The following is a 10,871-nucleotide window of genomic DNA, read 5'->3' on the forward strand; positions in this document are numbered from 1 at the left end:
TGAATCTCCTACGGCTCAATTCGACGGTCAAGGCCGGAATAAAGAACAAGCGCCTGCTCGCCTCCGCTTCCGATGAGTTCCGGGCGGAGGTGCTCGGGTTTATGACGTAACGGTGCGATTGCCCTGGATCCTGATGCAGGACGTCAAAGGTGCCCCAAAGCCTCACACCGCCATTGTTGATCTCGGCTATCGGGGTATGGAGGTGCCCGGGGTTGAGATCATCCACCGCGGTCGGATTAGGAGCCTGAGCGCCAAGGCACGCCGACTGCTCAAACGCCGCCAGGCGGTGGAGCCGGTGATCGGACACCTGAAGGACGATTGCGGATTACGGCGGAATTGGCTCAAAGGGTCGGAAGGCGATGTGCTGCATCCGGTACTGTGTGCCGCCGGCTACAACTTGCGCTGGCTGATGCGGGCAGTGGTCCGCCTGGGGCTGAAGGCGCTTCTTGTGCTCTGCGTGCTGGTCGGGATGCTTGGGTGGGTGGTCAGTGGCAACGCGGCCTCGCCGCTTGGCGGACGGTTCGGTGCGGGAAATTGAATATTTCAGGGGCGACTAGGTAGTAGCTGGTCGGCGTTGGCCGTCGGCTTGTTTCTCTGCCGTTATTCCGGCTGGCTGTCCCAGTGCCGGGTTCCGGCCGCGTTGCCCTACGGATTGGGTCATGCGCAAGGTTCGCCTGGGGGCTTGAGTTTCAGCCCAGAGGTAAGAAATGCGTCCTGAAATTTTCGAGAAGTGCTGGCCACTGACTATGGCCCAACGCCTAGTGTCGGCTTTGCGCGCCCTTGGCTTCTTGCTGTGTGCCATGAAAGCTAATGGCCGTACCGAAACCTATGCCTTCGAGGAGACAGATGACTCCTTAAGCATGGGGTTTTCGCTTCAGGGCGGTGCCTGGGGCCGCGGTACGGATACGCTGGGCATCGACTACAGCCTCAATGTCTGGAAAAACACCCTCCTGACCGCTCACGACCAGCGCCTGTTGCGTCCAGCCTATAACGCCGACCGCCGCAAGGCCAATTTCCATGTAGTGCGGTTCCACGCGGAGTTCTGAATCATGGCCTTGGAAGCCGTTCACAATATCAATATCGACTCGCTGGCCGATACCATGCTGAGCTTAACTACGGCCTTCATTCTGGGCGGATTGATTGGCTTCGAGCGCCAGTCTCGACAGCGAACAGCGGGCCTGCGGACTAACGTTCTGGTTGCGGTGGGTGCGGCCATCTTTGTGGACATGGCCAACCGATTGGCTGGGCATGAAGGCGCTGTCCATGTCGTGGCGTATGTCGTGTCGGGCATCGGCTTCCTGGGTGCTGGCGTCATCATGCGCGAGGAAGGCAATGTTCGGGGACTCAATACGGCTGCCACACTTTGGGGCTCCGCGGCGCTCGGCGCCTGCGCAGGGGCAGACCTGCTGCTAGAGGCGGTGCTAGGTGCCATCTTTGTTCTTGCCGCCAATACACTGCTACGCCCTGTGGTCAATCGCATCAATCGGCAGCCCATCGACACCTTGGTGGTCGAAGTCACGAATACTGTCTACGTCATCGCCCAGCGCGACCATCAGAAAAAGGCGATGCGCCTGCTCGAGGACACTCTTGAGGCTGCCGACTACTCCACACGAGACTTGGTCGTCCATGCCTTCGGCGCCGATGCAGTCGAAATTGAGGCTGTGTTGCTAGCGACAGGCGTCGATGGAGAGGAACTTGATCAAATCGCCCAGCAGTTGGCCGAACAACCCTTCATCATTCAAGCATTCTGGAGCCCCAGCACCACGGAGTAGCTGCTGCAACGCGAAGCGGAGGCGCGCCAATCCAGCATCTGGAGGTTCATGACTTTCTTATGAGGAGCGTGGGCTCATACGCCGTTCACCTTCTCACGGAAGGCCCAGCTCCAGAGCAATACTGCCGCCGTCAGGGAGCAGCCCGCCGAGAACCCGAATGCCACCGACGGGGAAAACGCCTGATACAGCCAGCCAAAAACGACGGACGCCGGCAGCAGGAACAGCCCGGCGGTCAGGTTGAACCAGCCAAAGGCCGTGCCTCGCAGCTCTGCGGGTGCAATGTCGGCGACCAGCGCCTTCTCGACGCCCTCGGTGGCGGCCATGAAGAGGCCGTAGAAGCCAAACAAGGCAAAGAGGACGGTGCCGTCGTGCGTCATCAGGCCCAGGCCTGCATAGAAGAGGGCATAGGCCACATAGCCGCCCAGGAGCAGTGGAATCCGGCCCACCTTGTCCGACAAGCCCGCGAGCGGCGTAGAGAAGAGCATGGCCACCAGCGAAACTGCAGCCCAGAGGAGGGGCACGCTCGCTTCGGATACGCCAAGCTCTTTGGCACGCAAGAGCAGGAACATGTTGGAGGAGTTGCCCAGCGTGAAAACGGCCACCACGACCAGGTAGCGTTTGAAGGAGGCCGGCATGTCGCTCAGCTTCCATTGAAACGACTTGGGGGAAACAGGGGGACCGTCGCGGGGCTCCTTGATCGATAGCGCCAAACCCACGCACAGCAAAGCAGGCACAACCGACCAGAGAAAAATGTCATGAAGGGACGTGCCGGCGGCCAAAAGCGCCGATGCGAGGAGGGGGCCGATGACAGCACCGGCATTGTCCATGGCGCGATGGAAGCCGAAGGCCACGCCGCGTTGTTCTGCAGCCACACTGCTGGCCAACAAGGCATCGCGGGGTGAGGACCGCAGCCCCTTGCCGATACGATCGGCGAAGCGGATGACCAGCAGCAAGGGCCAGCTCGTGACGAAAGCAATCAGGGGGCGCCCGAATGCAGCCAGCGCGTAGCCGACGACAACCCAGGGTTTGGAGTGTCGGGTTCGGTCAATGATGACTCCGGAGAACAGCTTGAGCAGGCTGGCGGTGGCCTCCGCGATGCCTTCGATGATGCCCAAAGCTCTCGGGCCGGCCATCAGGACTGACGAGAGGTATAGGGGAATCAGCGGGTAGAGCATCTCGCTGGAGCTGTCATTGACCAGGCTGATGAGGCCGATCAGCCAGACCGTACTGGGGAGACTTCGAATCGTTTTCAACATCGGAGCGTCTGTGCCTCGCTATTGCTGCTTGGGTTCGCCGAGAACGCCAAATTCAACCTCGGTCTTGGCGTAGAAGACCTGCACCCCTTCCTGCTCGATGATCTCGAACAGGCGCTGCAGCTCTTCCTCCGTCACGGCCATGACGACTTCCTGCGGCTGGTCAGCCAGCTCGAAAAAGTGTGCAGAGTGGATACGGCGGTCGTGGCCGAACCCTTCGCTGGCAGCAAGGATGGTGGCGCCGCGAATGCCGAGATCCCGGGCGGCCAACATCAACCATTCCGAGACCGGCTTGTGGCCATGGCGCCGGTCCTGCTGGGTGAAGAACGTGACTTGATAGCCTTTCATGGCCTACTCCTCATAGGGTTTTGAATGCCTGGCCAAGCATCAAGCCGGCGAAGGTACTCAGCAGTGAGCCGCACAGATGCAGGCCGATGGTCCCCATCGCCCATGCCATCTGCCCCTCCTGAAGCAAGGCCAGCACCTCGGCCGAGAACGTGGAGAAGGTCGTCAGACCGCCGCAGAAGCCCGTGATGATGAAAAGCCGCCACTCAGGTGACAGCGTAGGACTCTGGGCCAGATAGGCGATGGCGAGACCGATGATGAACCCACCAATCACGTTGGCTGCCAGGGTGCCCGGAGGCATCCCGGGCAGGACACCGTTCAGACGGACACCCAACTGCCAGCGCATCAGTGCTCCCAAGGCAGCCCCCACGGAAATGGCCAGGATGGGTTTCCACATACACACCTCCAAAGACTGCTGCGGCTATGCGAGCGCGAGTTCGCAACGGAACAGGACGGCACGGACGTGATGCAGCTCTTCCGCATGATGGTGAAGAAAATCCCTCAGCCGCGCCTCCGAGTCGATGAGTTCGATACACAGCGGATGTTGGGCCGGCACGGCTTCCACGTGGTGATGCGAGAGCTTCTGGCCGGGCAGGAATCCCGCGTGGACGCTGTGCATGAGCGCTTGCTGGATGCCAGCGCGCTTGGCCGCTGTAATCAGGCGATGACTCAACGCGGGTGCTGTCAGGCGGTGCCAGAAGCGGGTGGGCCTGGCGCGCGCAGCCTGGGGAAAGTAAAGGCGAAGGGCTGCCATGTCACTCATGATTGATCGTCCTTGGTATCGTTCTTCGCAGCGTGCGCGGCTGCGTCCACGTGGAGTTGCTTGCGGTAGGCCGGGAGTTCGCCCAGCTTCATGCCTTCGGGCGCGTGTCGGTGCTTGGCCTGGCCGACGCGCTGTGAGCGGTAGATGCCGGTGTGTCCGGAGAACAGGTAGCTGACGACGCAGGCAATGCTGGCATACACCCCGATTTCGGCCCCGAACAGCTCCATCGCCATCAGGGTGGAGGCGATCGGTGTATTGGCGGCACCCGCAAAGACCGCCACAAAACCAATCCCGGCCAGCAGCGGAAACGGCAGGCTCAGGATGGGCGCGAGGGCATTGCCCAGGGTGGCGCCGATGTAGAACAAGGGGGTAACTTCGCCGCCCTTGAAGCCGACACCCAGGGAAAACACCGTGAAGGCCATCTTGCCGAGGAAGTCGTAGGCAGGAAGGGGCTTCTCGAAGGCCTCCAGAATGACCGGAATACCCAGGCCAATGTAGCGGTCGGCGGTGAAGATCATGACGATCGCAGCCAGGACGGCCCCACCCAGCAAGGGGCGCAGCGGCCCGTAGCTGATCGTCTTCTTCACCCAGGCACTGAGCACGTGAGTGGCATCGGCGAAAAGTTTGCCCACCAGCCCGAAGACCATACCGGCCAGCACCATGGCGCACAGCCCCCATGCCGTGATGCGAGGAATCTCCGGGATGAGGTAGTGAGTGTGGTGAACCCCCCAGAGGCCGCACACCTGGTCCGCCACGATGGCGGCGACCGTGCAGGCGAGGAGCGCATCGTAGCGCAGGCGACCAATTGCCAGGACCTCCAGGGCCCACACGGCACCGGCCAACGGCGTGCCAAACACCGAGGAGAAGCCCGCACTGATCCCGGCCATCAGGATGATGCGTCGATCTTCATGCCGGAGTTTGAAGAGGTGGGTGAGTTGGTCGGCCAGTGCGCCGCCCATCTGGACCGCCGTCCCCTCCCGCCCGACCGAGGCGCCGAACAGATGGGAGATGACCGTCCCCCCCAGGACCAGCGGCGCCATGCGCAAGGGCACAACCTTCCGAGGATCGTGAATCTCGTCAATGAGCAGATTGTTGCCAGCTTCGACGTGCTGACCGAACTTCAGATAAAGCCAGCCAACGCCAAACCCGGCCAATGGCAGCAGCCAGATGAGCCATCGATGGGCGTTACGGGTTTCGGTTGCCCAGTCGAGCGCGGTGAGGAAGAAGGCCGATGCCGAGCCGGCCAGGGCTGCGACCGCAGTGGCCAGTAATATCCATTTGCCCAGATAGGGCAGCAGGTCGATCTGTTCGAGGCGTTTCGAGGGATTCATGCATGTCCTGCGAGTTTGGCTTTGCAAACCTGGACATGCGGATAGAGTATGGACGAACGCCTACATCTTCCCGATGAACCAGGGACCATGTAGGCATCATCAGCCCTAAGGGCGGTTGAGTAGGAGGAATGCCATCTCCTTTGCCTGGATTCTAGCAGCAAATCTTCGCGGGAGATCACGGGCTGACCGTGTTGTTGACCAGCGCTGATCTTCAAATATCAAGACCGAAAAAGATCAACGCTGGTCAATGCTACGAGGCGTATCTGGCGAGATGTTCGTGAATGGAGCCTTCTGACTTCGATGATCCGGTCCAGACATACATAGGTTGCCCCGGCTCCCCCACAGGCGGGTGCGAGATCTGCGGTGTTCAGCGCACCATCGGGGCGAGCCCCATCTCACCGGCAGGGGCCTCAGCGAGCCACGGAATCAGAGCGCAGCGGGGCGCCAGGTCGTCGGCGACACGTCGGATGAAAGGCACTTCGTAGCCGCCGCGCTGGCCCAGCAGCGGGTCGGTGGTGCCGCTGGCGAGCAGGGACTGGTTGATGACCCAGGCGTAGGGCGTGATGCCGGCCCGGGCCAGGTCGCCTTGCAGGCGTTCGGCTTCATGCACGGGAGTGGCTTCGGGCAGCGTCACAATCAGCACGTGGGTGTAGGCCGGATCGCGCAGGCGCGGCAGCAGCTGGCGCACGGATTCCGGCATGTCGCCCTGGGTGCGCATGACCTCCCGGTGGTAGGCCTCGGCGGCATCGAGCAGCAGGATGGTGTGGCCGGTTGGCGCCGTGTCGAGCACTACAAAGCCGTCCCTACCTTCATCCACGGTGCGGGCGAAGGCGCGGAACACGGCGATCTCCTCGGTGCAGGGCGAGCGCAGGTCTTCCTCCAGCATCGCCAGGCCACCCGCGTCGAGACTCCTGCCGGCCTTGGCGAGGACTTCCGCGGTGTAGTCGGCGACCTCCTGGCGCGGGTCGATGCGTGTCACGCTCAGGCCCGTGACGGCGCCATCCAGCGTGGCCGCCACATGGGCGGCCGGGTCGGTGGTGGACAGCACGACCTTGCCGCCGCGCCGCGCGAGGGCCACGGCAATCGCCGCGGCCACCGAGGTCTTGCCCACACCGCCCTTGCCCATCGTCATCACGACACCATGGCCGGCACCGGCGATCTCATCCACCAGGCCGGCCAGACCGGGCGGCAGCGGGGTGGATGGCATGCTGTTCGACAGGGCAGGACTGGCCGTTTCCGGATGGATCATCAGGCGCAGCGCCTCCAATCCGACGGTTCCCCTGGGCAGGAAAGGGATGGTGCAGCCCGGCAGTTCGGCCAGCTTGGACGGCATGCCGGCCAGGGCATCCCGCGCACGCTGCGACATGGCAGTGGCGATACGGTCCTTGCTCTGGACCACGGCGAACAGGCCGTTGATGGCCAGCATCTGGTTGCAGATGCCCAGCTCCGCCAGCTCCCCCCGGGTACGTTCGGCTTCCCGCAGGGCCGAGGTTTCCGGCCGGCTGACCAGGATCACCGTGGTCTCGGCGGAATTGGACAGGCGCGCCACGCTCGCCGCGTACAAGGCCTTCTGCTTCTCGAGACCAGCCAGCGGGCCGAGGCAGGAGGCACCGCCGGTCGAGGACGAAATGAATTCGTCCCAGGCCGAGGGCAGGGTCAGCAGGCGCAGGGTATGGCCGGTGGGGGCCGTGTCGAAGATGACATGGTCGAAGGCTGCGGTGGCGGCCGGGTCACCCAGCAGTTTGGAGAACTCGTCGAAGGCAGCGATCTCCACGGTGCAAGCGCCGGAGAACTGCTCTTCCATGCTCTGGATGGCCGCCGCCGGCAGGATGCCGCGGTAGGGGGCCACCATCCGCTCCCGGTAGGCGTGGGCCGCCGCTTCCGGGTCGATGTTGAGGGCCGACAGCCCCGGCGCGCCCGGCACCGCGGTGGGCGCCTGGCCCAGCGTCACACCCAGCACCTCGTCCAGGTTGGAGGCTGGATCGGTGCTCACGATGAGCACCTGCCTGCCGGCCTCGGCCAGCGCCAGACCGGTGGCGCAGGACAGGGAGGTCTTGCCGACCCCGCCCTTGCCGGTGAAGAACAGGTAACGCGTGTTGGTGTTCGGGAGGGCCATGATCTGTCTCCCTGGGTCAGCAGCAACCCGATTTCGGGTCGCAGCAGCCACCGGCCGCACTGATCTTGATACGCGGCTTCTCCTCGGTCGTCAGTACGATGCCGAGCTTCTGCACCAACTGTTGGCGCGAAGGGTACATGCCGGTGGATACGATGTGTCCGTCCACCGCCAGAATGGGCAGCCGGTCCATGCCGGCCTCCATCTCCTTCACCACCGCGGGATTGGCGGCGAAGGCCTGGGGCTCCTGCCCGAGGTTGTGGCGGCTCACCGTCACGCCGTGCGCCTCCACCCACTTCAGATCGGCCGCAAACTGGGCCAGCACCGGGTCCACGTCCACACCGCACACGCCGGTCGAGCAGCACATGGCCGGGTCGAACACTTCGAGCTTTTTCATGAGGGTCTCCTCGGAAAATCCAGGATCAAGCACCCGATGCATGCAGGGGTGCGTTTGTGGGCAGAGATGGGTGAACTCCGCGAGTCCGCAGATCGCGGCAGGAACGGCCTCACGTCTGACCGGAGAGAAGCCGAGATTGGCAAAAAAGACGCCGGCTTCTTCGTCATTTGGAATCAGGTAGAGGGCCTTCAAATGCAGGTGATGGGCGCGAGACAGACAGGTGCCCACCAACGCCTCGCCGAGCCCCGTTCGGCGCAGCTTGGGCTGCACGGTGACCGAGCGCAGCAGTGCAAAGTCACCCGCCACCTCCAATCCCGCCACACCGACAATGCGCCCCTCGTCGGTTGTGACATAGAAGCTCTCGAGGCTTTGGGGCGTCAGGTCGCCGGCTGGCAGGGCACTATCGGTCAGCAGGCGACATACCGCCTCGAAGTCTTCCGAAGAGGCTCGCCTGATGCGGGATTCACGCATGTTCATACCAGTCCTTTGATGCATTGACGACCTTTACCACCAGCAGCATCACCGGCACCTCGATCAGCACCCCCACCACCGTGGCGAGGGCGGCGCCCGATTCGAAGCCGAACAGGCTGATGGCGGCGGCCACGGCCAGTTCGAAAAAGTTGGAGGCACCGATCAGGGCCGACGGGCAGGCCACGTTGTGCTTCTCGCCGACTGCCTTGTTGAGCCAGTAAGCCAGCGCCGAGTTGAAAAACACCTGGATCAGGATAGGGACTGCCAGCAGGGCGATGACCAGCGGCTGCTCCAGGATGGCCTTGCCCTGGAAGGCGAACAGCAGCACCAGCGTGGCCAGCAGCGCGGAGATGGACCACGGACCGATCTTCGCCATGGCGGCGTCGAAGGACGCTTGCCCCCGGGCCAGCAGGGCCTTGCGCCACAACTGGGCGAGCGCCACCGGAATCACGATGTAGAGCACGACCGAGGTCAGCAGGGTGTCCCACGGCACGCTGATCGCCGAGATGCCCAGCAACAGGCCAACCAGCGGTGCGAAGGCGAACACCATGATGCTGTCGTTGAGGGCCACCTGGGACAGGGTGAACAGCGGATCACCGTCCGTCAGCTTGCTCCACACGAAGACCATCGCCGTGCAAGGGGCCGCCGCCAGCAGGATGAGCCCCGCCACATAGCTGTCCAGTTGTTCCGCCGGTAGCCAGGGGGCAAACAGGTGGCGCACGAACAGCCAACCCAGCAGGGCCATCGAGAAGGGCTTGACCAGCCAGTTGACGAAGAGGGTCACGCCGATTCCACGGATGTGCTGCTTCACTTCGTGCAGCGCACCGAAATCCACCTTGACCAGCATCGGGATGATCATCACCCAGATCAGCAGCCCCACCGGCAGATTCACCTGGGCCACCTCGATGCGGCCGATGGTCTGGAACACGCCAGGCGCCAGCTGGCCCAGGGCGATGCCGGCGATGATGCACAGGAAGACCCACAGGGTCAGGTAGCGCTCGAAGAGGCTCATGGGCGTGCCGGCAGCCGCCTTGGCAGTCACTTCACATTGAACAACAGACATGACGCCTCCTTACAGACCAAGCGCTTCGCGGACCGCCGGCACCAGGCGGGCACGGATGTCGTCGCGCACGGCGATGAAGCTCTCCAGCGGCTCGCCGTGGGGGTCGTGGAAGCCCACGTGGATGCGCTTCACCGGGCGCGGGAAGATCGGGCAGCTTTCCTTGGCGTTGTCGCAGACGCTGACCACCAGGTCGATGTCCTGGTCCATGACATCTTCGACTGTCTTGGGGTACAGCCCGGCGGTAGGCAGGCCGGCGAGCGTCAAAGCCTCGATGGCGCCGTCGGCCACCTTGGGCTGGGGCTCGGTGCCGGCCGAGATGCCGCGCACGAGCCCGGCCAGCTCGTGGTTGAGGATGGCTTCGCCCATCTGGGAGCGGCAGGAGTTACCGGTGCACAGCACCAGTACGGTCTTGAGTTGAGACATGCTCTGTTTCTCGCTAAAGCAGGGTCAGTCGCCGGTATTGCGAAGTTCGCCGATGGCCTTCAGCTCACGCTGGAGGGACAGGGCATCAAGCTTGTTGAGCGGCAGGCTCGTGAACAGCGCGATCCGGCGATTGAGCATCATCGCGGCCATCGACACCGCGTGTCGCCGGGCTTCTTCACTCCCTGCAACAGCAGCGGGATCTTCGATGCCCCAATGGGCTGTCATCGGCTGTCCCGGCCACACGGGGCAGACCTCGCCGGCGGCGTTGTCGCAAACCGTGATCACGAAATCGAGCTTGGGGGCGTCCGGTGCTGCGAACTCATCCCAACTCTTGCTGCGCAGCCTTCCGGTGGGCAGGCCCTGCTTCTTGAGCCAGTCAAGCACCAGGGGATTCACTTGGCCGGCCGGGTGGCTGCCCGCACTGTAGGCCTTGAAGCGGCCCTTGCCCGCGGCGTTGAGGATGGATTCCGCAAGAATGCTGCGTGCGGAGTTGCCAGTACACAGGAAGAGAACGTTCAGGGGGTGATCAGTCACGATGGCTCCTTGTCGGACGTTGAGGTTTCTGTCGCAAGCCGTCGACGCCTCTCGGTGGTGTCGCAGGTGGCTGCCCTGGGCAGGCAGGCCTCGCCCTGACAGCAGTTGCTGGTCAGGAAGGCGATCAGCTCGTCCATCGTGGCGTACTCGGCGGAGTAGCGGATGAAGCGGCTTTCCTTCTGTCCGCGGATGAGTCCAACCCGGCTCAGGTGGGCCAGGTGAAAGGACAGGGTTGGCGCGGGCAGGCCCAACGTTTCTCCGATTGCACTGGCAACGATCCCCCCCCGCGTCAGACTAGTTGTCGCCTCGATAGAATCCTAAATTCGGGGGCGATGATGAGAGAACGACGTGGCGCGATACGGACAGGAATTCAAGGATAGGGCGGTGGCGAGATTGCTGCCGCCGG

General features: G+C 63.3%; 13 protein-coding genes, 1 pseudogene and 1 riboswitch. Of the genes and pseudogenes, 3 read left to right on the plus strand and 11 right to left on the minus strand.

What is annotated here, in order from left to right:
* Positions 1-127: 127 nt before the first annotated feature.
* From PHI64_RS22380 to PHI64_RS22390, 3 genes and pseudogenes are all read left to right on the plus strand, one after another.
* Positions 128-538: pseudogene (locus PHI64_RS22380) on the plus strand (transposase); the annotation flags it as partial.
* A gap of 169 nt (positions 539-707) precedes the next feature.
* Complete coding sequence (locus PHI64_RS22385; protein WP_299888232.1) at positions 708-1,046, plus strand: hypothetical protein; 339 nt, start codon at positions 708-710, stop codon at positions 1,044-1,046.
* Between the two features lie 3 nt (positions 1,047-1,049).
* Positions 1,050-1,772: an MgtC/SapB family protein gene (locus tag PHI64_RS22390; protein ID WP_299888235.1), complete on the plus strand. Its 723-nt coding sequence runs from the start codon at positions 1,050-1,052 to the stop codon at positions 1,770-1,772.
* Between the two features lie 74 nt (positions 1,773-1,846).
* Here PHI64_RS22390 and PHI64_RS22395 read toward each other — a convergent pair whose 3' ends face one another.
* From PHI64_RS22395 to PHI64_RS22445, 11 genes are all read right to left on the minus strand, one after another.
* Positions 1,847-3,028, minus strand: a complete 1,182-nt coding sequence (locus PHI64_RS22395) for an MFS transporter (RefSeq protein WP_299888239.1) — start codon at positions 3,026-3,028, stop codon at positions 1,847-1,849.
* A gap of 18 nt (positions 3,029-3,046) precedes the next feature.
* On the minus strand, positions 3,047-3,373 hold the full coding sequence (locus PHI64_RS22400) for a DUF190 domain-containing protein (protein WP_299888241.1): 327 nt from the start codon (positions 3,371-3,373) through the stop codon (positions 3,047-3,049).
* 10 nt (positions 3,374-3,383) lie between these two features.
* Positions 3,384-3,767 carry a fluoride efflux transporter CrcB gene (crcB, locus tag PHI64_RS22405; protein ID WP_299888244.1) on the minus strand — a complete coding sequence of 128 codons (384 nt, stop codon included), beginning with the start codon at positions 3,765-3,767 and terminating at the stop codon, positions 3,384-3,386.
* Between the two features lie 24 nt (positions 3,768-3,791).
* The gene (locus PHI64_RS22410) at positions 3,792-4,133 is read right to left on the minus strand and encodes a DUF190 domain-containing protein (protein WP_299888246.1); all 342 of its coding nucleotides are present in this window, start codon (positions 4,131-4,133) and stop codon (positions 3,792-3,794) included.
* Complete coding sequence (locus PHI64_RS22415; RefSeq protein ID WP_299888249.1) at positions 4,130-5,464, minus strand: voltage-gated chloride channel family protein; 1,335 nt, start codon at positions 5,462-5,464, stop codon at positions 4,130-4,132. The genes PHI64_RS22410 and PHI64_RS22415 overlap by 4 nt, the downstream gene beginning before the upstream one ends.
* 83 nt (positions 5,465-5,547) lie before the next feature.
* Positions 5,548-5,612: riboswitch (Fluoride riboswitch) on the minus strand.
* Positions 5,613-5,831: 219 nt separating this feature from the next.
* Positions 5,832-7,580, minus strand: a complete 1,749-nt coding sequence (gene arsA, locus PHI64_RS22420; protein ID WP_299888253.1) for an arsenical pump-driving ATPase — start codon at positions 7,578-7,580, stop codon at positions 5,832-5,834.
* Between the two features lie 16 nt (positions 7,581-7,596).
* Positions 7,597-8,445: an arsenite efflux transporter metallochaperone ArsD gene (gene arsD, locus PHI64_RS22425; RefSeq protein WP_299888255.1), complete on the minus strand. Its 849-nt coding sequence runs from the start codon at positions 8,443-8,445 to the stop codon at positions 7,597-7,599.
* Positions 8,438-9,508 carry an ACR3 family arsenite efflux transporter gene (gene arsB / locus PHI64_RS22430; RefSeq protein ID WP_299888257.1) on the minus strand — a complete coding sequence of 357 codons (1,071 nt, stop codon included), beginning with the start codon at positions 9,506-9,508 and terminating at the stop codon, positions 8,438-8,440. The genes arsD and arsB overlap by 8 nt, the downstream gene beginning before the upstream one ends.
* 9 nt (positions 9,509-9,517) lie before the next feature.
* The gene (locus PHI64_RS22435; protein WP_299888264.1) at positions 9,518-9,931 is read right to left on the minus strand and encodes an arsenate reductase ArsC; all 414 of its coding nucleotides are present in this window, start codon (positions 9,929-9,931) and stop codon (positions 9,518-9,520) included.
* 24 nt (positions 9,932-9,955) lie between these two features.
* On the minus strand, positions 9,956-10,465 hold the full coding sequence (locus PHI64_RS22440) for an arsenate reductase ArsC (protein WP_299888268.1): 510 nt from the start codon (positions 10,463-10,465) through the stop codon (positions 9,956-9,958).
* A complete protein-coding gene (locus tag PHI64_RS22445) occupies positions 10,462-10,776 on the minus strand; it encodes a helix-turn-helix domain-containing protein (protein ID WP_366945252.1) in 315 nt (104 codons plus the stop codon). The genes PHI64_RS22440 and PHI64_RS22445 overlap by 4 nt, the downstream gene beginning before the upstream one ends.
* Positions 10,777-10,871 lie beyond the last annotated feature (95 nt).

It is taken from the genome of Zoogloea sp. (assembly GCF_028689785.1).
GTDB lineage: Bacteria > Pseudomonadota > Gammaproteobacteria > Burkholderiales > Rhodocyclaceae > Zoogloea.

Bases quoted from the DNA above. Each gene is read 5' to 3' on its own strand.
- PHI64_RS22385 (WP_299888232.1), top strand. From the start codon at position 708: ATGCGTCCTGAAATTTTCGAGAAGTGCTGGCCACTGACTATGGCCCAA.
- PHI64_RS22390 (WP_299888235.1), top strand. From the start codon at position 1,050: ATGGCCTTGGAAGCCGTTCACAATATCAATATCGACTCGCTGGCCGAT.
- PHI64_RS22395 (WP_299888239.1), bottom strand. From the start codon at position 3,028: ATGTTGAAAACGATTCGAAGTCTCCCCAGTACGGTCTGGCTGATCGGC.
- PHI64_RS22400 (WP_299888241.1), bottom strand. From the start codon at position 3,373: ATGAAAGGCTATCAAGTCACGTTCTTCACCCAGCAGGACCGGCGCCAT.
- crcB (WP_299888244.1), bottom strand. From the start codon at position 3,767: ATGTGGAAACCCATCCTGGCCATTTCCGTGGGGGCTGCCTTGGGAGCA.
- PHI64_RS22410 (WP_299888246.1), bottom strand. From the start codon at position 4,133: ATGAGTGACATGGCAGCCCTTCGCCTTTACTTTCCCCAGGCTGCGCGC.
- PHI64_RS22415 (WP_299888249.1), bottom strand. From the start codon at position 5,464: ATGAATCCCTCGAAACGCCTCGAACAGATCGACCTGCTGCCCTATCTG.
- arsA (WP_299888253.1), bottom strand. From the start codon at position 7,580: ATGGCCCTCCCGAACACCAACACGCGTTACCTGTTCTTCACCGGCAAG.
- arsD (WP_299888255.1), bottom strand. From the start codon at position 8,445: ATGCGTGAATCCCGCATCAGGCGAGCCTCTTCGGAAGACTTCGAGGCG.
- arsB (WP_299888257.1), bottom strand. From the start codon at position 9,508: ATGTCTGTTGTTCAATGTGAAGTGACTGCCAAGGCGGCTGCCGGCACG.
- PHI64_RS22435 (WP_299888264.1), bottom strand. From the start codon at position 9,931: ATGTCTCAACTCAAGACCGTACTGGTGCTGTGCACCGGTAACTCCTGC.